Annotated in this window: 22 protein-coding genes; 6 read left to right on the top strand and 16 right to left on the bottom strand. The window is 70.2% G+C overall.

Annotated elements, in window-relative coordinates; genetic code table 11:
- Positions 1-22: 22 nt before the first annotated feature.
- Entirely contained in the window at positions 23-2,974 is a 2,952-nt protein-coding gene (locus ACH4VO_RS01235) for a UPF0182 family protein (protein ID WP_360997213.1), read from the bottom strand.
- 127 nt (positions 2,975-3,101) lie between these two features.
- Here ACH4VO_RS01235 and ACH4VO_RS01230 point away from each other — a divergent pair, with 127 nt between their 5' ends.
- Positions 3,102-3,671 carry a PPA1309 family protein gene (locus ACH4VO_RS01230; RefSeq protein WP_360997195.1) on the top strand — a complete coding sequence of 190 codons (570 nt, stop codon included), beginning with the start codon at positions 3,102-3,104 and terminating at the stop codon, positions 3,669-3,671.
- A 198-nt stretch (positions 3,672-3,869) separates the two neighbouring features.
- Here ACH4VO_RS01230 and ACH4VO_RS01225 read toward each other — a convergent pair whose 3' ends face one another.
- From ACH4VO_RS01225 to ACH4VO_RS01210, 4 genes are all read right to left on the bottom strand, one after another.
- Positions 3,870-4,958 (bottom strand): PDZ domain-containing protein, encoded by a 1,089-nt coding sequence (locus ACH4VO_RS01225; protein ID WP_360997197.1) that lies wholly within the window; start codon positions 4,956-4,958, stop codon positions 3,870-3,872.
- Between the two features lie 176 nt (positions 4,959-5,134).
- Complete coding sequence (locus tag ACH4VO_RS01220) at positions 5,135-5,305, bottom strand: hypothetical protein (protein ID WP_360997198.1); 171 nt, start codon at positions 5,303-5,305, stop codon at positions 5,135-5,137.
- Positions 5,306-5,432: 127 nt separating this feature from the next.
- Positions 5,433-5,894 carry a molybdenum cofactor biosynthesis protein MoaE gene (locus ACH4VO_RS01215; protein WP_360997200.1) on the bottom strand — a complete coding sequence of 154 codons (462 nt, stop codon included), beginning with the start codon at positions 5,892-5,894 and terminating at the stop codon, positions 5,433-5,435.
- A gap of 114 nt (positions 5,895-6,008) precedes the next feature.
- A complete protein-coding gene (locus ACH4VO_RS01210) occupies positions 6,009-7,151 on the bottom strand; it encodes an SDR family oxidoreductase (protein WP_360997202.1) in 1,143 nt (380 codons plus the stop codon).
- Between the two features lie 191 nt (positions 7,152-7,342).
- Between ACH4VO_RS01210 and ACH4VO_RS01205 the strand changes: the two genes are divergently transcribed.
- Together ACH4VO_RS01205 and ACH4VO_RS01200 are read left to right on the top strand one after the other, a co-directional pair.
- Positions 7,343-8,824: a zinc-dependent metalloprotease gene (locus ACH4VO_RS01205; protein WP_360997203.1), complete on the top strand. Its 1,482-nt coding sequence runs from the start codon at positions 7,343-7,345 to the stop codon at positions 8,822-8,824.
- On the top strand, positions 8,821-9,399 hold the full coding sequence (locus ACH4VO_RS01200; RefSeq protein WP_360997205.1) for an NUDIX hydrolase: 579 nt from the start codon (positions 8,821-8,823) through the stop codon (positions 9,397-9,399). Before ACH4VO_RS01205 ends, ACH4VO_RS01200 begins: the two co-directional genes overlap by 4 nt.
- A gap of 408 nt (positions 9,400-9,807) precedes the next feature.
- Here the strand turns inward: ACH4VO_RS01200 and ACH4VO_RS01195 are convergent, their stop codons facing one another.
- The 4 genes from ACH4VO_RS01195 to ACH4VO_RS01180 all read right to left on the bottom strand — a co-directional run bounded on the left by ACH4VO_RS01195 (position 9,808) and on the right by ACH4VO_RS01180 (position 13,614).
- Positions 9,808-10,563 carry an AIM24 family protein gene (locus ACH4VO_RS01195; RefSeq protein ID WP_360997979.1) on the bottom strand — a complete coding sequence of 252 codons (756 nt, stop codon included), beginning with the start codon at positions 10,561-10,563 and terminating at the stop codon, positions 9,808-9,810.
- 17 nt (positions 10,564-10,580) lie between these two features.
- Entirely contained in the window at positions 10,581-11,261 is a 681-nt protein-coding gene (locus tag ACH4VO_RS01190; RefSeq protein WP_360997977.1) for an AIM24 family protein, read from the bottom strand.
- 11 nt (positions 11,262-11,272) lie between these two features.
- Positions 11,273-12,883: a TerD family protein gene (locus ACH4VO_RS01185; RefSeq protein ID WP_360997975.1), complete on the bottom strand. Its 1,611-nt coding sequence runs from the start codon at positions 12,881-12,883 to the stop codon at positions 11,273-11,275.
- A gap of 107 nt (positions 12,884-12,990) precedes the next feature.
- The gene (locus tag ACH4VO_RS01180; protein ID WP_360997973.1) at positions 12,991-13,614 is read right to left on the bottom strand and encodes a M48 family metallopeptidase; all 624 of its coding nucleotides are present in this window, start codon (positions 13,612-13,614) and stop codon (positions 12,991-12,993) included.
- 177 nt (positions 13,615-13,791) lie between these two features.
- Here ACH4VO_RS01180 and ACH4VO_RS01175 point away from each other — a divergent pair, with 177 nt between their 5' ends.
- Together ACH4VO_RS01175 and ACH4VO_RS01170 are read left to right on the top strand one after the other, a co-directional pair.
- Positions 13,792-14,934, top strand: a complete 1,143-nt coding sequence (locus ACH4VO_RS01175; protein ID WP_360997972.1) for a ThiF family adenylyltransferase — start codon at positions 13,792-13,794, stop codon at positions 14,932-14,934.
- A gap of 63 nt (positions 14,935-14,997) precedes the next feature.
- Positions 14,998-16,566 carry an AarF/ABC1/UbiB kinase family protein gene (locus tag ACH4VO_RS01170; protein WP_360997970.1) on the top strand — a complete coding sequence of 523 codons (1,569 nt, stop codon included), beginning with the start codon at positions 14,998-15,000 and terminating at the stop codon, positions 16,564-16,566.
- Between the two features lie 33 nt (positions 16,567-16,599).
- Here the strand turns inward: ACH4VO_RS01170 and ACH4VO_RS01165 are convergent, their stop codons facing one another.
- The 5 genes from ACH4VO_RS01165 to ACH4VO_RS01145 all read right to left on the bottom strand — a co-directional run bounded on the left by ACH4VO_RS01165 (position 16,600) and on the right by ACH4VO_RS01145 (position 20,571).
- Entirely contained in the window at positions 16,600-16,803 is a 204-nt protein-coding gene (locus ACH4VO_RS01165; protein WP_360997968.1) for a hypothetical protein, read from the bottom strand.
- 151 nt (positions 16,804-16,954) lie between these two features.
- Positions 16,955-17,314: a hypothetical protein gene (locus ACH4VO_RS01160; protein ID WP_360997966.1), complete on the bottom strand. Its 360-nt coding sequence runs from the start codon at positions 17,312-17,314 to the stop codon at positions 16,955-16,957.
- Positions 17,311-17,679 carry a WhiB family transcriptional regulator gene (locus ACH4VO_RS01155; protein ID WP_069170837.1) on the bottom strand — a complete coding sequence of 123 codons (369 nt, stop codon included), beginning with the start codon at positions 17,677-17,679 and terminating at the stop codon, positions 17,311-17,313. Before ACH4VO_RS01155 ends, ACH4VO_RS01160 begins: the two co-directional genes overlap by 4 nt.
- 169 nt (positions 17,680-17,848) lie before the next feature.
- On the bottom strand, positions 17,849-18,181 hold the full coding sequence (locus tag ACH4VO_RS01150) for a hypothetical protein (protein WP_360997964.1): 333 nt from the start codon (positions 18,179-18,181) through the stop codon (positions 17,849-17,851).
- Between the two features lie 167 nt (positions 18,182-18,348).
- Complete coding sequence (locus ACH4VO_RS01145; RefSeq protein WP_360997963.1) at positions 18,349-20,571, bottom strand: ATP-dependent DNA helicase UvrD2; 2,223 nt, start codon at positions 20,569-20,571, stop codon at positions 18,349-18,351.
- 325 nt (positions 20,572-20,896) lie between these two features.
- Here ACH4VO_RS01145 and ACH4VO_RS01140 point away from each other — a divergent pair, with 325 nt between their 5' ends.
- The gene (locus ACH4VO_RS01140; protein ID WP_360997961.1) at positions 20,897-21,154 is read left to right on the top strand and encodes a mycoredoxin; all 258 of its coding nucleotides are present in this window, start codon (positions 20,897-20,899) and stop codon (positions 21,152-21,154) included.
- Positions 21,155-21,323: 169 nt separating this feature from the next.
- On the opposite strand, the gene ACH4VO_RS01135 is transcribed toward ACH4VO_RS01140, so the two are convergent.
- Entirely contained in the window at positions 21,324-22,121 is a 798-nt protein-coding gene (locus ACH4VO_RS01135; RefSeq protein ID WP_360997960.1) for a hypothetical protein, read from the bottom strand.
- A gap of 149 nt (positions 22,122-22,270) precedes the next feature.
- The gene (gene nudC, locus ACH4VO_RS01130) at positions 22,271-23,218 is read right to left on the bottom strand and encodes an NAD(+) diphosphatase (protein WP_360997958.1); all 948 of its coding nucleotides are present in this window, start codon (positions 23,216-23,218) and stop codon (positions 22,271-22,273) included.
- Positions 23,219-23,243 lie beyond the last annotated feature (25 nt).

Raw genomic sequence — 23,243 nt, 5'->3', positions numbered from 1 at the left:
CACGACGCGGGGTGGAGCTTTCTCAGCCGCCCTGGCCGTCGCCCTTCTCCCCGGACGCGCCGGCGGTGTCGGCCTTGTCCGGCGCTTCGGGAGCGCCGCCGTTGCCGGCCTCCTTGGGCTGGGCCGCCGCCGCCTTCCGGAGAGCGGCCTGCAGGGCTTCCTGCGCCTTGCCGTAGGCCGCCCAGTCGTCCTCCTTCAGGGCCGCCTGACCGTCCGCGTACGCCTTCTGGGCGTCCGCGATCGCCTTCCTCAGCGCGGCGTCCCCGGTGGCGGGGGGCTGCGTGGTGTCGCCCGGGGGCTGGTTCGGCTCCGTGGGCGGCGTGGTCGTGTCGGACCCCTCGACCCCGAAGACCGCGTTGAGCGCCTCCCCCAGGCTGTTCTCGAAGACGACCTTCGAGCCGTACGAGGCGGCCACCTTGCGCAGCAGCGGGTAGTTCTGCGTGCCACCGCGGGTGTAGACCGGTTCGATGTACAGGAAGCCTCCGTCGAGCGGCACCGTGAGCAGGTTGCCGTACTCGATGTCGGAGTCCGTGCCCTTGAGGTTTCTCACGAACTCGGCGACGTCGTCGTTGCCGTTGAGCTCACTCTGCACCTGGCCGGGACCCTTGACGGTGGTGGTGACTCTCAGGAGTCGGATCTTCCCGTAGTCCTTGCCGGCCGCGTCCGCGTCCACCGCCATGAAGGCCCCCAGGTTGGGGCGCCCCTTCGGGGTGAAGGTCGTGGTCAGGGAGAACCTCTGGGCGTCCTGGCCCGGCATCTTCATGCTCAGGTAGTACGGCGGAACGGCCCCGGGCTCCTTGTTGGTCGGGTCGTCCGGCACCTGCCAGGCGTCACTGCCGCTGTAGAACTGGGCCGGGTTCTCCACGTGGTAGCGGGTCAGGAGCTCGCGCTGGACCTTGAACAGGTCCTGCGGGTAGCGCAGGTGGTCCATCAGCTGCTGCGGGATGTCCGACCGGGACTTCACCGTGCCGGGGAACGCCTTGCGCCACGTCTTGAGCACCGGGTCCTCGGTGTCCCACTCGTAGAGCTTGACCTTTCCGTCGTACGCGTCGACGGTGGCCTTCACCGAGTTGCGGATGTAGTTGACCTGGTTCTGCTGGGCGACGACCGCGCGCTGGTTGGTGGTCAGCGAGTCGGCCGTGGTGTCGCCGAGCGTCGTACGCGAGGCGTAGGGGTAGCCGTTGGTCGTGGTGTACGCGTCGACGATCCACTGGATCCGGCCGTCGACGACCGCCGGGTAGGCGTCGCCGTCGATGGTCAGCCAGGGCGCCACCGCCTCGACGCGCTCCTTGGGCGTGCGGTTGTACAGGATCCGCGACCCGTCACCGATGGCTCCCGAGTACAGGATCTGCGGCTCGCTGAACGACACGGCGTAGGCCGCCCTGTTGAAGGCGCTGGAGAGGCTGACCCCGCTGTCGCCCTTGTAACTGGTGGTCTTCTCGCCGTCCTCCTCGTAGTCGAGCTCCTTCTGGGGCCCGCCGACGATGGAGTACTGCTCGGTCTTCTCGCCGTAGTAGACCCGCTGCTCGTACGTGCCCAGTTCGCCCGTGGTGGGCAGGCCCGACTCCGTGAAGTCCGGGGAGCCCGTCGGGTTGGTGCCCGTCGTCGTGCCGCGGGCCGCGATGACTCCGTAGCCGTGGGTGTACGTGAAGTGGTCGTTGATCCAGTTCCGCTTGGGCAGGCCCTGGAGGTTCAGCTCACGCAGGCCGATGACGGTGTCCTGCTCCTTGCCGTCCGGGCCCGGGTAGCGGTCGACGTCCAGTGTCTTGGGGAACTGGTAGTAGTTCCTCTTCTGCTGGAGCTGCTGGAAGGCCGGCGAGACGACGTTCGGGTCCATCACTCGGTAGCTGGCGGCGGAGTCGGCGCTCGCCCGCAGCTTGGCGTTGTCGTCCGTCGTGCTCGTGCCCGCGTAGTCGTCGACCTGTGCGTCGTCGATGTCGTACGCGTCGCGCGTCGCCTGGATGTTCTTCCGGATGAACGGCGCTTCCTTGGCCTGCTCGTTGGGCTGGACCTGGAACTTCTGCACGATCGCCGGGTAGAGCCCGCCGATCAGGATCGCCGAGAGCACCATCAGGCCGAAGCCGATCACCGGCAGCTGCCAGGTGCGACGCCAGAGCGTCGCGAAGAACAGCACCGCGCAGATCACGGCGATGCAGAACAGGATCGTCTTCGCCGGGAGATAGGCGTTGGCGTCGACGTACCGCAGGCCGGTCCAGTTGTCCGTGGCCTTGAAGTCACTGGACTTCACGGCCAGGCCGTACCGGTCGAGCCAGTACGCCACCGCCTTCAGCGTCACGAAGATGCCGAGCAGCACGGAGAGATGGCCGGTGGCCGCACCCGTGGCCCGGGCGCCGGGGCTGGTGATCCGCAGCCCGCCGTACAGGTAGTGGGTGAGCGCCGCCGCGATCAGCGACAGCACCGCCGCGGCGAAGCCGAAGCCCAGCAGGAAGCGGTACCACGGCAGGTCGAAGGCGTAGAAGGCCACGTCCAGCTTGAACTGGGGGTCCTTCTGCCCGAACGGCACGCCGTTGACATACATCAGCCACGTACGCCACTGACCCGAGGCGGAGGCCCCGGCGATCAGCCCGACGAGCGCGGTGACGGCGAGCAGCACCCACTTCTTGTACGGGGCGACGCTCATGCGGTAGCGGTCCAGGCTCTGCTGCTCCAGCGACATCGCGCTCAGCGGCGGCCGGAGCCGGTGCGCGAGCCAGATGTTCGCACCGATGGCCAGGGCCATCAGCAGTCCGAAGACGAGGAACAGTCCGATCTTGGTCCACAGTGTGGTCGTGAAGACGGACGAATACGCGACGGACCTGTACCAGAGCCAGTCCGTCCAGAACCCGGCGAACATGACGAAGGCCATGGCGAGAACCACCAGGACCCCTAGTGTCATGAGCAGGGTACGGACGCGCCGGGACGGGCGGCCGACTCTGATCCGTGGCCCGGTCGGGCCTCCGCCGCGGTCCGGCATCTGGAAAGCCAACGTGCGCACCTCGAAGTTCGCGGTCGTGTGAAGCAGGCCCAGCGATCGTAGAGCCCACCTATGCAACTTACTGAGGCTTTACCTAGTTCCCGTTACCGGGGCGGAAGGAGGCAGGATGTTCGACATGCCCAACGTTTCCCCCTCCGGCCCTCCGATGGCCGCCAGCCCCCTCACCGTCGCCGTCCTCGAGATCGACGCCTACGCCGCGACTCTCGGCTGGGACCAGCCCGCCCGGCTGTTCGCCCTCGTCGACACCGCGCGGCTGCGCGCCCAGGAGCCGGGTCTCGCCGCCCAGCTGGGTCTCGACGACACCTCGTCGACGACCGCCACCCTCACCCCCATCGAGCAGGAGGAACTCCCCGACGGCACCGCCCTGGACGAATTCCTCGCCACGATCGCCTGGCCCGACGCCGTGACCGGCTGCGCCATGACCGTCGAGCGGCTGATGCTGCCGCCGTCCGCCGAGGCGTCCGTACCGGACGGTCTGAGTGACTCCGAGCTCACCGCCTGGGTCGCCCGTCACCCGGACCGGCAGGAGGTCCGGATGACGGTGGCGGTACTGCGGGACGGGTCCCGGGACTCCGCCGTACGGCTTCGGGAGAAGGACTCCGCGAACGAGGTCCTGACCGGTGCGGGACTCGTTCCCGGGCTGGCCGAGGCCCTCGCGGCCACCTTCGAGTCCTGATCCCCGCTCGCCGACCCCCGTGGAGCCCGGCCTCGGAGCCTGCCGGGTGACCTGGGACCGGAAAGCGGACGCGGTCCGGTGCGTGCGATGACAAGGCGCCGGAAAGCCCTGGTGGCGGAGCTACCAGGGCTTTCCGGCAACGCGGGAAGCGTGCGTGCCGGGGCGTGGTCGCTCGCTCAGAGGTCACCCGGCAGGCTCTCAGCCCGCCGAGCAGCTCGGCAGGCCGGCCGTGTCCCCCGCGCGGATCCTGTCCAGGGACTTCTTCGCGTCGTCGAGCGTCTTCACGCGCACGAGCGTGAGTCCGTCGGGGGTGTCGGACGCGGCGGCGGCGCAGTTGTCGTCGGGGGTCAGGAAGTACCGGGCCCCGGCCTCGCGCGCACCGACCAGCTTCATGGTGATGCCGCCGATGGGTCCGACCTCGCCGGCGTCGTCGATGGTGCCGGTGCCGGCGACGAACGCGCCGCCCGTCAGCTTGCCGGGCGTCAGCTTGTCGATGATGCCCAGCGAGAACATGAGGCCGGCGCTGGGGCCCCCGACGTCGGCGAGCTTGATGTCGATCTCGAACGGGAAGGTGTAGTCGGTACCGGCCTGGATGCCGACGATCGCCCTGTTCTCCGTCGGCGCCTTCCGTGTGGTGAGGGTGATCTCCTGGGAGCCTCGGGGCTCCTTGCCCGCCTTCTCCGCGGCGGCCGCCACCTTGGCCGGGATGATCGTGAAGACGACCTTCTGACCGGGCTTGTGCTCGGTGACGAGCTTCGCGACGTCCTCGGGTCGCTCGACCGCCGTACCGTCGACGGCCTTGATCACGTCACCGGCGTGCAGTTCGCCCTGGGCGGCACTGTCCTTGAGGACGGTCGAGACGACGACGCGGGACGTCACGGGGATCTTCAGTTCCTTCAGGGCGGCGACCTTGGCGCTCTCCTGGGACTGACTGAACTCCTCGGCGTTCTCCTGCGTCGACTGCTCCTCCGTCTTGCCGTCCGGATAGAGGGTGTCGTGCGGCACGATCACGCTGTCGTGGGCCAGCCAGCCGTAGACGGCCTCGACCATGTTCATGTCGTAGTCCGCGCCGGTGACCCGGACCGTCGTCATGTTGAGGTGCCCGGACGTGGGGTAGGTCTTGTGGCCGCTGATGTGCAGCACCGGCTCGCCACGAGCGTCGCCCAGCGTGTTCACGGTCGGCCCGGGAGACATCTCCGCGTACGGCACGGGGATCAGCACGCCTGCGCAGAGCAGCGCGATCAGAATGAGGGTCGAGGCGAGCATCGTCGCGGTGCGGCGTGGCATGGAACGACAGTACGGGAAGGGACTGTCAGTGCACCGTCGGGGCCGGTCCGTACGGGCGGGCGGTCGGTGCCCGGCGCGGCGCCCGGCGTCGCCGGTCCGCCGGGCGTGCCGGGGGACGTGCGGACGGGGCCGAGAAGCGGTGCGGACGTCGGCGACTGCGTGCGGTCGACGTGCTCTCAGACGGATTCGGAACCGGAGTGCGACTTCTCCATCGCATCACGGAACCGGGCGTAACCGGCGAGTTCGGTGACGTCGCCGGTCGTGCGGTCGCGGGCCGCCCACCCTCCCCATATCGCCGCGCCAAGAGCAGCGATAAGCGGAATCAGAAGCCAAGCAAGTGCTGCCATCACGACCTCCCTACCCCATGAGCGACCGCAATTGACGATCAGAAGATTAACCACCTGCGGGACCAACGCTCGTGGCAGGGGTGCGGTTACGCAAATCGGGGCTGATGACCCCCGGGGCGGTTTGCGGTCAGCAGGCGCCGACCCACTCCTCCGTGCCGTCCGAGAAACGCTGGTGTTTCCAGATCGGGACCTCGTGCTTGAGGTCGTCGATCAGCTTGCGGCAGGCCTCGAACGCCTCACCCCGATGGGCGCAGGAGACGGCGACGACCACCGCCAGATCGCCTACAGCCAGCTCACCCACACGGTGGACGGCGGCCAGCGCCCTGACGGGGAACTCCGCGACGATCTTCTCCGCCACTCTGCGCAGCTCCTCCGGCGCCGTCGGATGACAGGAATAGCCGAGCGCGCCGACGTCCTGTCCCCCGTCGTGATTGCGCACCGTACCGACGAACAGCGCGGTGCCACCGGCGGCGTCGTCGCCGACCGCACGGAAGATCTCGTCGACGGAGAGCGGCGTCTCCCGGATCTCCAGCAGCCGGATGGGGTCCTGCGCCGCCTGCTCACCGGGGTGGTCCTGGGTGCGTGCCATGGGACCATCGTGCCGTACGCCACCTGCATCGCGGAATTGCGTGTCCGGCCGACGCGGGGCCCGCCGCCCTGGGGCCTTCTCCAGTACGCCGGCGGTACGGGACCTCCGGACCGGTCAGAAACGGCGGCGTGCCTTACGGGCGCGCCTGACCAGCGCGGCCGTGCCGAGCAGGGCGACCGTCGCCCCCGCGGCGCCCGCAGCGGTGGCGTCCTTACGTCCGAGGCGGCGTCCGGCGAGGGTGTGACGTCCCTCCACCTCTTCGAGGAGCGCGGCGAGGACGTCCTCGTTGGACCACCGGGGCCGCCATCCCACGTCGTGCAGCCGGCTCACACTGACCACCCAGGGGTGCATCGTGTAGGCGAGGTCGCCCGCCGGGGACGGCGTGAGACCGATCCTGTGCAGCCGGGCGGCGGCACCCAGAGCGACGGCGGACGGGAGTTCCATCCGGCGCACTCCGGAGAGTTCCTCGACCTCCTCCTGTTCGAGCCAGCCGTCGCAGCCGACCGCGAACTCGCCGTCGATCTTCTCGAGCGCGGCGTACTCCAGAGCGCTCACCAGGTCGTCGACGTGGCAGAACTGCCATGCGGGGCGTGATCCGGCGACCACCAGGAGCCTCGGCGACTCGAAGTACCGGGTCAGCGCCGTGTCGGTGCCGCCGACGAGGACCGCGGGGCGGACCACGGTGACGTTGAGACCGGGGTGGGCGCGGGGTGCGCGGCGACCCAGCCGTTCGATCTCCAGCAGGTCACCGACGCCGGTGGCCTCCGCGGTGGCGCGCAGTTCGGCGTCCTCGGAGAGCGGCAGGTCGTTGTCCGGCAACGCGCCGTAGACCATCGCCGAGGTGCACAGCACCACCCTGTGCACCCCTACGGCCGCGGCGGCGGTCAGCACCGTCTGCGTACCGCGCACGTTGTAGGCGGTACGGGCGGCCGGGTCTGTCTCCAGGTCCAGGTCGAGTGCCAGGTGCACGACCACGTCCGCCCCGCGGAGCTTCTCCGCGATGGCGGGGTCCCGGACGTCCAGGATGTGCCACGTCGCCTCGGAGACGTCCCCCCTGCGCTCGTCTATGGCGATGACCTGCTTGATGTCCTCGGAAGCGGCGAGGTGCGCGGTGAGCAGTTCACCGACGCCGCTCGCGGCGCCGGTGACCGCGACGACGGGGCCCCGGCTTCTCGGGCTGTCTTTCGTAGGCTTGCTTTCGGGCGAGGGGTCGGCCAGGTTTCGCGCTGCGCGAACCTGCGGATCTGGGGAACTCACCGGGCGTCTCCAGCGGTTGTCTTCAGTACGTACCCGAATGACGCGTGCGTACCAGGTGGCGTCCATCCTGCCGCAGGCCGGGAGCCGACGGAGCACTGAGGGCCCGACCGGGCTTCGGTGTCTACGCTGGATGGTGATGTCGGGCAGTCGCCGTCGGTTCGAGCCGGCGGCCCTACGAGCCGAGGAAACCCGTGAGTGACACCCCATTCGGATTCGGCCTTCCGCCGGAGGAGCCGGAAGACGGCGACGAGGGCAAGAAGAAGGACCCCACCGGAGGTGGGCAGGGCTCGGGCGGGCCGGCGAACCCGTTCGGCTTCGGCCCGGGCGCGGGCGGGGACAACCCGTTCGCTGCGATGTTCGGCTCCATGAACCCGAACGACCTGGGTGCGGCCTTCCAGCAGCTCGGCCAGATGCTGAGTTACGAGGGCGGCCCGGTCAACTGGGACATGGCCAAGCAGATCGCCCGCCAGACGGTGTCGCAAGGCACCCCGGACGGCAGCAAGGACGTGAGCGTCGGCGCTTCGGAGCGGTCCGCCGTGGACGAGGCACTGCGTCTCGCCGACCTCTGGCTGGACGGTGTGACCTCACTGCCCTCCGGCTCGGTCTCCTCGGTTGCGTGGAGCCGTGCCGAATGGGTCGAGGCGACGCTTCCCGCCTGGCAGCAGCTGGTGGACCCGGTGGCGGAGCGGGTCGGTCTCGCCATGGGCGACGTCCTGCCGGAGGAGATGCAGGCCATGGCCGGCCCGCTGATCGGCATGATGCGGTCGATGGGCGGCGCCATGTTCGGCCAGCAGATCGGGCAGGCCGTGGGGACGCTCGCCGGTGAGGTCGTCGGCTCGACCGACATCGGCCTGCCGCTGGGCCCGGCCGGCAAGGCCGCCCTGCTCCCGCAGAACGTCGAGCGGTTCGGCAAGGACCTCAGCGTCCCGCAGGACGAGGTGCGCCTGTACCTCGCGCTGCGTGAAGCCGCCCACCAGCGGCTCTTCGCACACGTTCCGTGGCTGCGCTCCCATCTGTTCGGGGCCGTCGAGGCCTATGCGCGTGGCATCAAGGTCGACACCAGCAAGCTGGAGGACGTCGTCGGCCAGTTCGATCCCTCCCAGCCCGAGCAGCTGCAGGACGCACTGCAGCAGGGCATGTTCCAGCCGGAGGACACCCCGGAGCAGAAGGCGTCGCTGGCCCGGCTGGAGACGGCGCTCGCCCTCGTCGAGGGCTGGGTGGACGCGGTGGTGCACGAGGCGGCCGCCTCCCGGCTCACCTCGGCGGACGCCCTGCGCGAGACGATGCGCAGGCGGCGGGCGTCCGGCGGTCCCGCCGAGCAGACCTTCGCCACCCTCATCGGTCTCCACCTGCGTCCGCGCCGCCTGCGGGACGCTTCGCGGCTGTGGGCCTCGCTCACGGACGCCCGGGGCGTCGACGGCCGTGACGGCCTGTGGGAGCACCCGGACATGCTGCCGACGGCCCAGGACCTGGACGACCCGGACGGCTTCGTCCACCACGAGCAGCTGGACTTCTCCGAGCTGGACAAGATGCTCGGCGAGGCTGCCCAGGGGAAGGGCACGCGGCCGTCCGGCGGCACGGAGCGGGACAGGGGCGACGATGCGCACGGCACGCCCGAGGTCGGCAAAGACGGCACCGAGCACGGCGAGGGCAAGGACGACGGCGACCGGTGAGCCTGCACGACGACGCCGTCCTCGTACTGAAGGAATACGGCGAGCTCCCCGGCCGGAGGACGGACGGGGAACAGGACGAGCTGCGGCAGACGTATCTGGACCATCTGGCCGGGCACCCGGACGGCATGTGGAAGTCGTGCGGGGTGGGGCACCTGACGGCCAGCGCGCTGGTGGTGGATCCGGAGCGGGGCAAGGTTCTGTTGACCCTGCACAGGAAGCTGCGGATGTGGCTGCAGATGGGCGGACACTGCGAACCGCAGGACGCCACGCTGGCGGCCGCGGCCCTGCGTGAGGCCACGGAGGAATCGGGCATCACCGGGCTCACCCTGCTGGCGGGCGGACCGGTCCGGCTGGACCGGCACCCGATTCCGGCCCCCTGCCACTGGCATCTCGACGTCCAGTACGCGGCGACCGCCCCGCCCGGGGCGGCGGAGCGGATCAGCGACGAATCCCTCGACCTGCGCTGGTTCCCGTACGACGAGGTGACCCGGGTGGCCGACGCCTCCGTCGTGCGGTTGCTGGAAGGGACCAGGGCGCGGCTGGAGGAGCAGGGCCAGGGCGTGCTCCGACACTAGGGCGTGTGTCGAAAGTAGCGCCGTCTGCCCGAAGGGCAGGCTCGGCGGTGTCCGGTGCGTGCGATCGCAAGGCGGAGGGTCGCCCCGATACTGGATGTATCGGGGCGATCCCGACAACGCGGCGAGTGTGCGTGCCGGGCGCCGCCGGGCAGGCGGGACTTTCGATACACGGCCTAGCGCCGCCCCGGCGGCGCCCGGGGTGCGAGCGCACGGCGGAGGGTCGCCCCGATACCGGATGTATCGGGGCGCTCCCGACCACACGGCGCGTGGGCGTGCCAGGCGTCGCCGGGCGAACGGGGCTTCGGAAGCCCGCCTGCGTGTACGGACCGGGAGGGGCGGCCCCCGAAGAGGCCGCCCCTTTCCGTTTCCGTCCCGTCCGGGACGTTCTTGCCGTCCGTGCCGAACCGCTCAGTTCCAGGCGTTGTTCTGGTTCTGGGCGCGGGCCCCGTGCTGGCCCACGCCGAACTGCGCTGCCGCGCCCTGGCCCATCTGCGCGTTCTGCGGAGGCAGCACCTCGCTCGGCTGAACGAGGGCGAAGCCCGTGCCCAGGAAGCTCAGCTCCCAGCCCTCCCCCGTGTTGCCGCGGCGCCGGGTGACACCCGAGGAGTGGGTCTGCGCCTGCATCTGCACCCGTAGCCCACTGGACCAGGCGACGACGGCGTCGGCGTCGGCGTTGACGTACTTCTCCGGGGTGACCTGCATCATCAGGGGCCGGCCGGACGTCATCAGCGCCACCTTGCCGGTCCCGGAGATGTTCAGCTGGTACTTGCCCGTCCCGGAGATCCCGTACTGGCTGTCCACGGCGATGACCTCGGTGTGCAGCGAGGAGTCCAGGGCCAGGACGTAGGCGCTGTCGACCGTCATGCCCTCGCGGTCGACGTCGACCAGGTGGATGTACTGGGCGAGGTTGGCCAGATAGACCGTTCCCTGGCCGGAGCAGCGCATCAGGTCGAGGCCCTCGCCCGTGTTCCTGCGGGCGCTCCGCTGCCCCTGCGACTGGTATTCGCCGTCGAATTCCATGAGCCCCTGGTAGGCGACCATGGCGCCCTTGCGGGCGAGGACGTCGTCGTGGCCGGTCAGCGAGACGCGCAGGAGCTGCGGGTTCTGAATGGTGTACCGGTCCTGCGACTGCTGTTCGGTGTGGCTGAAAAGCGGACTCTGCATGATGTGTCTCCCCCCGCTCAGTTCCTGATCCGCAGGCGGTCGGTGCTGTCCTCGCTCGGCTGGACAACGACGATGCCCTGCCCGGAGAACGCCATCTGGTACGCCTCTCCGCTGCCCCGTCCGATGAGGGAGCCGGCCTTGAAGCTGCGCTTGCCCTTCACCTTGAGGTTGGGCGACCACGCGACGAGCGCGTCCGGGTCGACGTACGTCTCGTCCTCGCCGCGGCCGCAGTCCACGACGATCGGTGTGCCGCGCGAGGTGATGGCCACCCACCCCGTGCCCTGGATGCCGACGTTCCACAGTCCCTGGCCGGTGAACTTGGCCAGACCCTTGACCCGCTCCACGCCCCAGGAGAGGTGGCCGTCGAACGCGAGGAGGTTGGAGCCGTTGACGGACAGCGCGTCGTTGTCGAGAGGGATGACGACGACGTCGGCGCCGTAGTCGGCGAGGTAGAGCAGTCCGTCACCGGCGCACTTCATCAGGGGCGCGCCCTCGCCGGTGATCCACTGAGCGGCGATCTGGCGGACGGCGGGGGGATTGGGCTCGTACTGGATGAAGCCTTCATAGGCCACCATCGAACCGGTACGTGCGTAAAGGTCCTGGCCGGAGGCCATGGCGACCTTGAGCATCGTGCGGCCGTGGTTCTCCATCCTGGCCGTGACGGGGGTCGGGGCGAAGCCCGCGAGTTGCTGGTTCATGACGGGCTCCCTCAGACCTCGTAGGGCTGGACGACGATGAAGTTCCCGGGCGCTCCCCGGAACTGGAGGTTGACGGTCTCTCCACTGTGACCGGGATACGCGTTACGGCGCAGCCGGACCTGACTGGAGATGATCACCTGGGAGGCGGACGACCAGGCCACCACCGCATTACAGTCCGCGAAGGTGGTCGGGGTGACGGGCAGGACCACCGGAGTCCCGTGGGTCTTGACGACGACGGTGCCAATCCCCTGGAACTGCATGGTGAACAGGGCCCCGCCGGGTATCCCGTGTCCCTCGATCCTGCGTACCTCGTACTGCAGCGACTCGTCGAAGGCGAGGACGTTCTCGGCGGAGACGCAGATGCCGTCGCCCTGGAGTTCGATCGGGTGCAGGTGCGATCCGTCCTCGGCGAGGAAGACCTGGCCGCGGCCGGTACAGCGCATCAGCTGCATTTCCTGGCCCGTCGCGTTGCCGACCACGCGGCCGGTGAATCCGGCGCCCTTGTAGCCGAAGTCGACCTTGCCCTGGTACATCACCATGCTGCCCTGGCGGGCGAGCACTCCGCCACCTCCCATGGTCAGGTCGACGCGCATGAGCTGCTGGTTCTGCGGGGTCCAGCGCTGCCCGGTGGCCGTCTCCTTGTAGGGCTGCAAGGCGGCCTGCAGCCCCGCGCCTCCCTGGGGGACACCTTGGGACACGCCCGCGTGCTGCTGGCCGTACGGGGCCTGGGTCTGCTGCCCGTAGGCCGGCGCGCCGGGGGGCTGCTGGCCGTACGGGGGCGCCGGGGGCTGCTGGCCGAACGGCGGGGTGCCGGGAGGCGCGGACTGGCCGGGGACCTGCGCGAACTGCGGCTGCTGGGGAGGCTGCCCGTAGGGGCCGGGCGCCTGGGGATTCACGGGCGCCTGGGGGGCCAGCGGCGCCGCCATGGTGGGTGCGGTGTGCAGCGGCTGCTGCGGTGCCGGAGCCGGGGCACCGAAGGCGGGTGAGGGCTGGGGCGCCTGGGGGGCGGCCGGAGCACCGAACGGCGGGGGGGCAGTGGCCTGGCCCGGCGGGGCGAACGACGGAGCGGCGGCTTGCGGCGGCACGGGAGCCTCCTCGGCCACCTCGCCGCCGAAGTTCTTCAGCAGCGCGTCGAGCCCACCGTCGAAGCCCTGGCCGACAGCGGCGAACCGCCAGACGTCCTTCAGGTAGAAGTCACCGAGCATGACGGCCCGCTCGGTGGTGAACTCCGAACCGGTGAAGGCGTACCTCGCCACCTCCTGGCCACCCGCGACGATACGGATGTACCCGGGGCCGGCCTGGGACATCTGTCCCGCCCCGTCCAGGGTCGCGGTGAAGGACAACCTGTGGATACCGGCCGGAACACGGTCGAGGGTGACGCGGAACGACTCGGTGTCACCGGCCTGAGGCCCGAGAAGCTGAATCGACTCTTCGGGCGATTTCGGTTGGTTGAAGAAGATGAAATACCGGTCGTCCGAGAGCCGTTCGTCGGCGTCGAGGCCGAAGCAGCTGATGTCGAACGTCAGGCCCGGTCCGGCGATCTGCACACCTACGTACAGATCCGTCCCCGGCGTGAGATCACTGATCTTGGCCTTGTGGCCGCGTTGGAATTCCCTGGCCATGCGTAACGACCGTCCCCCATCCCGAAGGTGAATGCGTCGCGTCAGGCTAACCGCAAAACACGACGGCGGGCTAAGTCGGTACAGACCCGGTACAGAATCACCGAACGTCACTCTTCGCGTGCGGCGGGCAGGCTCGGCAGCCGGTCGGCCGCCACGATCCCTTCGAGATAACCACGGGCCCGCTCGGTGCGCGGATAGGACTCCAGCAGGCGCCAGAAACGCGGACCGTGACCGGGCACCAGCAGATGGGCCAGCTCGTGCAGGAGCACGTAGTCGACGACGTACTCCGGCATGCCCTGCAGCCGGTGGGAGAGGCGGATGCTGCCTTCGGCGGGGGTGCAGGAGCCCCAGCGCGTGTTCTGGTTGGTCACCCAGCGCACCGAGGCGGGCCTCGCCCGCCCGTCGAGATACCGGACGGCCAGCCGCTCGGCACGCTCGGCGAGCTCGCTGTCACCGATCACCCGCCTGCTCTCCTGCGCGGCGAGCTTGTCGAGCATGCGGCCGACCCAGCGCTGCTCGTCCGCCTCCGACATCCGGGCCGGAATGAGCACGATGGTGCGGTCGCCCTCCCGGTAGGCGGAGACCGTCCTGCTGCGCCGGGCGCTCCTGCGGACTTCTACGGCGCCCGTCACGGAGGCACGGGACCGGGGGGCGGCCGTACCGCGCCGATCGCGTACGGAGCCGCGCGCGGGGGTCTCCCCGGCAGGACCGGGCGAGGAGTCGGCAGGCACGCCCCGACGTTACCCGCTGCGGGCGCGAGAAGTCCCGCCCCCTCGACGGCCGGCATTGATCTACTTGTCGCGCCGCGCCATTTGAACGATTAACGCCCCGCCCTGTGGATAACTCTGCGCACGATTCTCGGCCGCGCTGCATTCTGGCAACGAGCCCGAACGACTTGAGGAGAAGTCATGCATCCGATGCTGAAGCCCGCACTGCGCCGTGCCTGGCGCGGCCGGAACACCGTGCAATTCGGTGTGACACCCGCGCACGCGGTGACGCTGGGGCCGATGGATATCGCGACCGGAAGCTTTCTTGAACTGCTGGACGGAACACGCGGTTTGCCGCTGCTGCGGGAAGAGGCCAGGGCGCTGGACCTGTCGGACCGTCACGTCGACCTCCTCGTGTCGCGGCTCACGGAGGCCGGGCTGCTCGACGACCCGAAGGCGGGCGGCCCGGAAGCCGATGCCTTACGCCGGCGTGCGGAGACTCTGGAACGGCAGCGCCCCGACGCGGCGTCCCTCTCGGTGGTCCACCCGACGCCCGGCGGGGCCATGCGTACACTCGCCGCCCGTCGGGCGACGCGGGTACAGGTGCGGGGAGCGGGCAGGGTCGGCGCGGCGATCGCCGCGGTGCTGTCCGGGTCCGGCGTGGGCCGGGTCGAGGTGCTCGACGGCGGTCGTACGGAGCCCTGGGACGTCGCACCGGGAGGACTCCCGGAGGCGGCGATCGGGGAACGGCGGGACACGGCGGCCCGGCAGCTGGTCCGCCGGTCCTCGGTCGGCGGACCACCCCGGGCGGGGACGGACGGTGCGGCACCGGGCGGTGAGCCCGCCCTGTCCCTGGTCGTGGTGGCTCCGCGGGACGGCCTCTCCGTGTACGCCCCCGATCCGGACACGGCGGCGCAGTGGGTGGCTACGGGTACACCGCACCTGTTCGCCGGTGTGATCGAGGCCACGGGGGTGGTCGGCCCGCTCGTGCTGCCCGGCGGCACCGGATGCGCGGGGTGCCTGGCGCTGAACCGTGCCGACCTGGACCCGCAGTGGCCACGCATGCTGGCGCAGTGGCGATCCGGCCGGCGCACCTGGGTACCCGCCTGCGACCTGGGACTGGCGACGGCGGTGGCCGGGCTCGCGGCGGCTCATGCCCTGTCCTTCCTCGACGGGGACCTGCCTGCCAGTACGGGCACCCGGTGGGAGGCCGCCATGCCTCTGCTGGACTGGCGGTCGGAGCGCCTGGGGCCCCATGCAGACTGCTCCTGCGGGGCCGCCGGGCACACTGAGGGGGAACTCACCTCCGCAGGCGGTGCCGCGCAGGACACAATGGCCGGGTGACCGCCGCAGAGGGAGCAGGACCCCGTACTCACCGGCACGGCAGTCCGGGAACTGGAGGAGCACATGTCTGATCTTCCCCGGAAGGCGGTCACCCGTACCGCGAAGCTGGCCGCGCTACCGCTGGGCTTCGCCGGCCGTGCGACCTGGGGGCTGGGCAAGCGCCTCGGTGGCAGGTCCGCGGAGATCGTCGCCCGCGAGGTCCAGCAGCGCACCGCCGACCAGCTCTTCAAGGTGCTGGGCGAGTTGAAGGGCGGTGCCATGAAGCTCGGTCAGGCGCTGTCCGTGTTCGAGTCCGCGCTGCCCGAGGACATCGCGGGCCCATACCGGGCGGCGCTGACCAGACTGCAGGAAGCCGCGCCTCCCATGCCGACCCGGACCGTCCACGCGGTCCTGGCGGAGCGACTCGGTCCCGACTGGCGGGAGCTCTTCCTCTCCTTCGACGACCGGCCCTCGGCCGCCGCGTCGATCGGCCAGGTCCACCGGGCGGTGTGGCACGACGGCCGGGACGTCGCCGTGAAGGTGCAGTACCCGGGCGCGGGCGAGGCATTGCTCTCGGACCTGGCCCAACTCAGCCGGTTCGCGCGGCTGCTCGGTCCTCTGGTTCCGGGAATGGACATCAAGCCGCTCATCACGGAAATGCGGGACCGGGTCTCCGAGGAACTCGACTACGGGCTGGAGGCCAAGGCCCAGCAGGAGCACTCCGCGGAGTTCGAGGACGACCCGGACGTGGTGATCCCGGGGGTGGTGCACCAGTGCGAGCAGGTGCTCGTGACGGAGTGGATCGACGGGATACCCCTGTCCGAGGTGATCTCGGACGGCACACCGGCCCAGCGGGACAGGGCCGGGCAGTTGCTGGCGCGCTTCCTCTTCTCGGGACCGGCGCGCACCGGTCTGCTGCACGCCGATCCCCACCCGGGCAACTTCCGCCTGCTGCCTCCCGCGAGCGCCCCTGCCGGTACCGACCCGGCCACCGGCGCCGACACCGCACAGGCCGAATTCGACGGCGAAGCCGAGGCGGGGGAGAAAGCAGAGACTGGAGCCGGCTCCCAGGCCGCTACGGGTACCGGCCTGGACGCCGGCACCGAGGCGGAGGCCGAACCCGAGACCACGGAGGGCCTCGGCGAGGACGTGGACCGATGGCGCCTGGGAGTACTGGACTTCGGCACGGTGAACCATCTGCCGGGAGGCCTCCCGCAGCCCATCGGTGACTCCCTGCGGATGACGCTGGACGGTGACGCCGAAGCGGTGTACGCCATGCTCCGCGAGGAGGGCTTCGTCAAGGAGTCGGTCGAGCTCTCACCGGACGCCGTGCTCGACTATTTGCTCCCGATCATCGAACCCGCGCAGGTACAGGAGTTCACCTTCACCCGCTCCTGGCTGCGCGGTCAGGCGGCCCGGATCGCGGATCCGCGATCCCCCGCACATCAGCTGGGCAAGCAGATGAATCTCCCCCCGTCCTACCTGCTGATACACAGGGTCACGCTGAGCACCATCGGCGTCCTGTGCCAGTTGGGCGCGACAGTCCGGCTGCGGGAAGAACTGGAGGCCTGGCTGCCGGGCTTCGTCCAGGAGTACGAGCCGCAGGAGGAGTGGGCGGGCGAGCCGGAGAAGGAAGCGCCTGCCGAGGCCTGAGCCGTGTCAGCAGGGTTCTGTCCGCGGGCGCCGTCACCACCAGGCGGAGTCGAGGCGGCTCTCGATCGATCTGATGTGGGCGCGTGAGCACTCGCCGCAGAAGTACTGCCGCCTGCCGTTCTCCAGGGAGTAGACCCAGGTCGGGGGCACGGTATCGCCGTCCGCGGTGATGCCGCAGCGGGCGCAGGTCACGCGTTCGGCAGCCGCGTTCGCCGGCTGACGGCTCTCCTCGTCCACCGTGCGACGATAACTCCACCGGCCTCGGTCAGCACGGCGCAACGCCCCACGGGGCCGGTCGGTTGGGACCGGCCCCGCAGGAGGGAGAGCGGCTGCGACAGGGCAGAGCGGTTGCCCGGTCGGTCAGCCGTGGTGCGACGCTGACGCACGGTCAGTGCATGACCGCCATGGCGAGCGCGCGCCGGGCGCGCATCGAAGCGCGCTCCGCCCGGCGCTGCATCCGCCGAGCGGCCACCAGGCGCTGTGCCTGCCGGTCCACGTCTGCTTCCCTCAGGCGATCGCGCATATGCGCGCGTGCCAGGGCTTCTGGGATGAGTTGCATCTCGCGGGTCCTGTTCTGACGCGAGTCGTTCGCGCCGATGATGGTGACGTCCGGGGTCGCGGAGCCGACGGGCTCCCTCGTGGGGGTGATCATTGGTGTCTGGTTCCGGGGGTCATGGGTGTAGGGACGATCGATGGTTCCGACGCGCTTCGTTCGTGTGGGGGACATGACCCCCAGGCCGGCGGTCACGCCGCGACCGGGTTCTTGCGCGGGCGCCCACGCGGACGCTTGCGGGCCACGACCACGCCCTGGACGAAGAGCTCTCCACCCCAGACGCCCCACGGCTCGCGCCGCTCCTTGGCTCCGGCGAGGCAGGCCTCGACGAGCGGGCAGGTCCGGCAGAGGGACTTGGCGTACTCCACATCGGCCGGCGACTCGGCGAAGAAGACCTCCGGGTCGTAGGAACGGCAGGGGACGGGCACGCCGAGGTCGTCGATGGCGTCGTCGAGAGCGGTGAGCGTGGTGAGGGGGGTCAAGGTGGAGTCCTCCGTGAGGCCGGGCGGGGAGATCGCGTCGGAAGGCGGTACGGACGGGGCGTGCGTCTCGAGTTGCACGGTGGTGTTGTCCTCGTCTGGTCGTGCCGGCCTGTTGGCCGGTTGGCGGCTGGTACCAGGTCCTGCTGTCCCGAGGCTCCTTCGTCTCGTCTCATCCGTTCGGACAAAACAAAAGGGCCGCGGATCCCGGGTGGGGTTCCGCGGCCCTGAAGGCGCCGGCCTGATCGAATCAGGCTGGATCACTCCAGGGTTCAGGCCCACGGAAGGCCCACATCGTGTGGTGCTGCGTCGTCTTGTGCTGCTTCGCCCCCGCACCGGCTGCCGCAAAGGCATAGGCCTGGGCCTGTCCCTTCGCTACTGCTGCCGCCGGTGCCTCGGTCGGTCGCTCATTGCGGCGCTCCCGGACGGGCAGGCTCGCCAGGGAAAGCGGGCTGACAGCGGGAACGCCGGACACACCGGTGCCACGAAGCGAGAGTTCCGAAGAGCAGGCGAGGCTGCCGAGCGAGCATGCGGAGGCGACCGAGGGATCGGTCATTTTGATGGTGTTGATGATGCTGATCACTGCAATCGCCTCCTCTCGGCGTCTCGGCAGATCCGGCCGGGCCGGTCCTGCGGTATTCGGATAAGTACAGCACGGGGCCAGGGCTTCAGAGAAGCCGCTGTTCCCGTGGTTAAGAACCTATGGTGATGACTGCTGCCCGCGCAAACTGTTTTTTCGCCGAGTTCTTCTCACACCTCGCGGGCGGACTCCCCCGGGGACTCACCTACGGGCCGACCTGCGCAGATGGCCAGCACGTCAGCTCCGAACCGGGTCAGCTTCCGGTTTCCGACACCCGGGATGACGACGAGTTCACGCTCGGTGCCCGGCACGGCCTCCGCGATCGCCATCAGCGTTTTGTCCGTGAACACGCAGTAGGCGGGCTGGCTGGTCTCCCGCGCTCTCTCGGCACGCCACTGCCGCAGCCGCTCGTACAGCCCCTCGTCCATGTCGGAGGGGCAGTCCTCGCAGCGCATCAGCTTCATCTCGCCCGCCTCCGTGAGCGTCCTGCCGCAGACCCTGCACCGGACGGGGCCACGCCGTCCGGACCGGACCGCCGGCTCCGTCCCGGCCGCCCCCGTGGCCGTACCCGGGCCGCGGTCGATGCCTCCGCTTCCCCCGGATCCGCCTCGCGCACCGAGCGCCGGGGACCCGGGGCGCAACCCGTTCAGGAAGCGGGTGGGCCGCCGGTTCCCCCGGCCGCCCGGTGAGCGTGACACCGCCCACGACAGCGACAGGTGGAAGCGGGCCCGGGTGACTCCCACGTACAGCAGCCTGCGTTCCTCCTCGACCTGCTCGTCCGTCTTGGCGTAGGCGATCGGCATCATGCCCTCGGTGAGCCCGACCAGGAACGTGGCGTCCCATTCCAGGCCCTTGGCCGAGTGCAGCGAGGCGAGTGTGACGCCCTGGACGGTGGGGGCGTGCTGGGCGGCGGCGCGTTCGTCGAGCTCCGCCACCAGAGCGGAGAGCGTCGCACCCGGCCTGGCCTGTTCGAAGTCCTCGGCCAGTCGCACCAGCGCCGCAAGTGACTCCCAGCGGTCCCGTGCCGCACCCGATCCGGCGGGCGGCTTGGATGTCCATCCCTTGGTGGAGAGCACCGCACGCACCTCGGACGGCAGGTCGTCGGCGCCGTCGAGCAGGGAGTCGTTACTCCCCGCGCGAGCGGCCCCACGCAGGGCGACACCCGCCTCCCGCACCTCGGCCCGGTCGAAGAAGCGCTCCGCGCCGCGCAGTTGGTAGGGCACGCCGGCGTCCGCGAGGGCCTGCTCATAGACCTCGGACTGCGAATTGACCCGGTAGAGCACGGCGATCTCACCGGCCGGCACCCCGGCGGCGATCAGCTCGCGGATCCGGCGGGCGGTGCCCTCGGCCTCGGCGGGCTCGTCCGGGTATTCCGTGTAGGAGGGCTCCGGTCCCCTGGCACGCTGGGAAACCAGTTCCAGCCGGTGCTCGGCGGCCCTGCCGCGTGCCTGGCTCAGCAACCCGTTGGCCAGGTGCACCACCTGAGGTGTGGAGCGGTAGTCCCGCACCAGCTTGACGACCGTCGCGTTCGGGTGGCGGGTGCGGAAGTTCAGCAGGTGGTCGGGGGTGGCGCCGGTGAAGGAGTAGATCGTCTGGCCGACGTCGCCGACGACGCAGAGACTGTCCCGGTCACCGAGCCAGAGGTCCAGGAGCCGCTGCTGCAGGGGGCTGACGTCCTGGTACTCGTCGACGACGAAGTGCTGGTACTGGCGGCGTACGTGGTCGGCGATGTCATGCCGGTCCTGGAGGATGCCGACGGTGAGGAGCAGCACGTCCTCGAAGTCGATCACCGAGCGGTCGCGCTTCAGCTGCTCGTACGTCCCGTAGATCTGGGAGAGCTCGGCCGGGTCGCGCGGGGCGTCGCGCTGGGTCTTCGCGACAGCCGCCGGATAGTCCGCGGGCACCGTCTGGGTGACCTTGGCCCACTCGATCTCGCTCGTGACATCGCGCAGCTCGTTGCGGTCGAGGCGGATCCCGCAGCGGGCCGCGGCCTCGGCGACCAGCTGGACCTTGCGCTCCACGAGACGGGGAAGCTCCCCCCCGACCGCTTTCGGCCAGAAGTACTGGAGCTGGCGCAGGGCGGCGGAGTGGAACGTCCGGGCCTGCACACCGGTCGCGCCGAGCTGGCGCAGCCGTCCCCTCATCTCACCGGCCGCCCGGTTGGTGAAGGTGACGGCGAGCACGGTGGCCGGTTGGAGGATCCCGGCCCGCACCCCGTACGCGATGCGATGGGTGATCGCCCGCGTCTTGCCCGTACCGGCGCCGGCCAGCACACACACGGGACCGCCGAGGGCCACGGCGACCTCGCGCTGCTCCGGGTCGAGCCCGTCCAGCACGGCGTCCGCGGACTCGGGGACCTGAGGGAAAAGGGTGGAATGCGTTGCTGCTGTCACCCCGCCATGCTGCCAGGTCGCCGGGGGCGGGCGCGGTGGTTGTCCACAGGGAATGCCGTTCGTCATACCGGTCAGGGCCGGTGGGACAGTGTGTGCGGGAGAGCGGTTCGAACACGGAGAGGCTGACCTCGCTACGGGGCCGAGGCGCGACCCGCAGGACACCGGCCACCGCGGACGCCGAGCCGCCGGACCGGTTCCGGCCGCCACGGCAGGTTGACGGGAATGGGAGCCGGTCCGCGTTCGTTGCCTCCATGCGGGACAGTGCGCGAGCCGTGCTGTCCCGTTCTTCTCAACGAGACGGTCGAGACAAGGGAGCACTGACGACATGCCGGGCACTGTGACGATGTACAGCACCACGTGGTGCGGCTACTGCCGCCGGCTCAAGGGGCAGATGGACCGCGAAGGCATCGCGTACACCGAGGTCAACATCGAGCAGGACCCGGATTCGGCTGCCTTCGTCGAGAAGGCGAATGGCGGAAACCAGACGGTCCCCACTGTGCAGGTGGTTCCTTCCGGTGGCGGCGCTGAGGTCGTGATGACGAACCCGAGCCTCGCCCAGGTGAAGCAGGCGCTCGGCGTCTGACTCCCGCGAGACGCGAACCCCCCGACCGGCCTGACGCTGATCGGGGGATCGCGTGCCCTGGAGACCCCGCGCCGGACTCCGCACACCTCGCGGGAACGCAGCGGGACCGAGCGCTCGGCTCGGCGGCCGTCGCAGGCAGAAGCTCTCGGCGCATGACAGCCGCACCGGTTCAGAGCGTGAGTACGGGCCGGATGGAGAAGGCCTCGCACAGGTCCTCACCGTCCGGGCCGTACACGAATTCGGCCGTGGACGGATTGCGGTTGGAGGTGGCCAGGGGCAACCATGCGAGCAGGTGACCGTAGCCGCCGCACACCGACTCGCCACCGTCTCCGCCGTGGACCGCCGCGATGTCGCTCGTCAGCTCCGTGCGGTAGGTGTCGTAGGCGATGTGCAGGCCGAAGGCGTTCAACTGGTTCTGCGGGCCGGTGTGGTCCCCGTACGGGATGCGGTCGAGGGGGCAGTCGTTCCCCCACCGGAAGAGGGTCTCCGCGCCAGCTCCACAAGCGTGTTCCCACTCGTCGGAGGTCGGCATCCGCAGGCCACGAGCCGCGAGAACAGCCGGCGTGTCAGCAGGCGACGCGATCAGGTTCTCGTCCTCCACAGCCATGAGCACAGTGGCCATGACGACGTTCCGGCGGGCGCTGAGCACCTGCGCGAGGTGGGCCCGCAGGTCAGGTCCGTAGCCGAAGCCCTGGGCCAGGCTCTCGGCGTGGTCGGCAGTCTGCTGCGGGGTCGGTTGCCAACGGTCCAGGTCGAAGCCGAGGGACACCGGCCCTCCGGGTATCAGAGCGAATTCCTGCTCGTCCCGCTCGATCCGGACGCGATGCAGCGGGGCACCGAGGTGCTCCGTGGTCTCGACGAGGGTCACCCGACCGCCCACCGAGCCGGCGGCCTCCTCGGCGACGCGGCGTGCGGTGGGCAGTGCGAAGGACCGCCACTGGCCGAGAGTGAGATCAGCGAGAGACACGGACCGCAGTGTTGCACGCAGGTCCGACACGCCGGCGAACCCCTCGCCGGCCCAGGTCTAGGAGAAGATCGCCACCTGACGGGCCCGGTACCGGGTCCGCACACGGAGGAAGCCCCGCCGGAGCGGGGCTTCCTCCGTGTCACGGGCGTTCAGCCGGCGCTGCCCGGCCTCGGCAACGGCTTGCCGTACCAGAGCTCGATGAGGCGTGCCGCGATGGAGACGCCGAACGGAGGCAGGACCTCCCCGGACTCGAAGGCCGCGGCCAGTTCCTCACGGGAGAACCAGCGGGCTTCCTCGATCTCCTCGCCGTCCACGTCGATCTCCGAGGAGGTGGCGCGTGCCATGAAGCCGAGCATGAGGCTGGAGGGGAACGGCCAGGGCTGGCTGGCGATGTACTCGACCTCGCCCACCGTGATGCCCGCCTCCTCGAACACCTCGCGCGCCACGGACTGCTCGATCGACTCCCCGGGTTCGACGAAACCGGCGAGCGTGGAGAAGCGGCCCTCCGGCCAGTGCACCTGACGCCCCAGGAGCGCCCGGTCCTGGTCGTCCGTGACCAGCATGATCACCGCCGGGTCGGTCCGCGGGTAGTGTTCGGCGCCGCAGGCCTGGCAGCGGCGGATGTGGCCGGCGGCCGCGATGACCGTGCGTTCGCCGCAGCGTGAGCAGAAGCGGTGCAGCCGCTGCCAGTTCTCCAGGGCGACCGCGTGCACCATCAGCCCCGCGTCACGTGCGCCCAGGAGGAGACCGGCCTCGCGGAGCCCGGCGGGGCGCGCGGACTGGTCCATGCGGCCAGGGAGGGAGTCCTTCTGGAGCGCGAAGTAGCGGACACCCTCCTCGTCCACGCCGAGGAAGTAGCGGTGGGTCTCGGTGAGCGGCGCCTCGAAGGAGGGCGTCATGACGAGCTCGGTGCCGCCGTCGGGGGTGTCGTCGATGAGCGCCTGTCCCCCGGAGACGACGAAGACTCTGGTCGTCGGGTGGCTCCAGGCTGCGGCGAGCCAGGCTTCGTCGAGCCGGTGGTGCGCGGCGCGGTCGATACCGCTGGGCGCGGTGAGACCGATCGGACGGTCTGCGCTGGCGTGGTGGAAGGTGCTCACAGGTGCTTCCTACTCCCCCGGGGGT

It is taken from the genome of Streptomyces sp. NPDC020780 (genome assembly GCF_044334475.1).
Taxonomy (GTDB): domain Bacteria; phylum Actinomycetota; class Actinomycetes; order Streptomycetales; family Streptomycetaceae; genus Streptomyces.
Note: the sequence above shows the minus strand (reverse complement) of the source record. Positions and strands in the feature narration are given on the sequence as shown.

Excerpts from the sequence above, each read along its gene's own strand:
- ACH4VO_RS01235 (WP_360997213.1), bottom strand. The coding sequence starts at position 2,974 with ATGCCGGACCGCGGCGGAGGCCCGACCGGGCCACGGATCAGAGTCGGC.
- ACH4VO_RS01230 (WP_360997195.1), top strand. The coding sequence starts at position 3,102 with ATGTTCGACATGCCCAACGTTTCCCCCTCCGGCCCTCCGATGGCCGCC.
- ACH4VO_RS01225 (WP_360997197.1), bottom strand. The coding sequence starts at position 4,958 with ATGCCACGCCGCACCGCGACGATGCTCGCCTCGACCCTCATTCTGATC.
- ACH4VO_RS01220 (WP_360997198.1), bottom strand. The coding sequence starts at position 5,305 with ATGGCAGCACTTGCTTGGCTTCTGATTCCGCTTATCGCTGCTCTTGGC.
- ACH4VO_RS01215 (WP_360997200.1), bottom strand. The coding sequence starts at position 5,894 with ATGGCACGCACCCAGGACCACCCCGGTGAGCAGGCGGCGCAGGACCCC.
- ACH4VO_RS01195 (WP_360997979.1), bottom strand. The coding sequence starts at position 10,563 with ATGCAGAGTCCGCTTTTCAGCCACACCGAACAGCAGTCGCAGGACCGG.
- ACH4VO_RS01190 (WP_360997977.1), bottom strand. The coding sequence starts at position 11,261 with ATGAACCAGCAACTCGCGGGCTTCGCCCCGACCCCCGTCACGGCCAGG.
- ACH4VO_RS01185 (WP_360997975.1), bottom strand. The coding sequence starts at position 12,883 with ATGGCCAGGGAATTCCAACGCGGCCACAAGGCCAAGATCAGTGATCTC.
- ACH4VO_RS01175 (WP_360997972.1), top strand. The coding sequence starts at position 13,792 with ATGCATCCGATGCTGAAGCCCGCACTGCGCCGTGCCTGGCGCGGCCGG.
- ACH4VO_RS01170 (WP_360997970.1), top strand. The coding sequence starts at position 14,998 with ATGTCTGATCTTCCCCGGAAGGCGGTCACCCGTACCGCGAAGCTGGCC.
- ACH4VO_RS01140 (WP_360997961.1), top strand. The coding sequence starts at position 20,897 with ATGCCGGGCACTGTGACGATGTACAGCACCACGTGGTGCGGCTACTGC.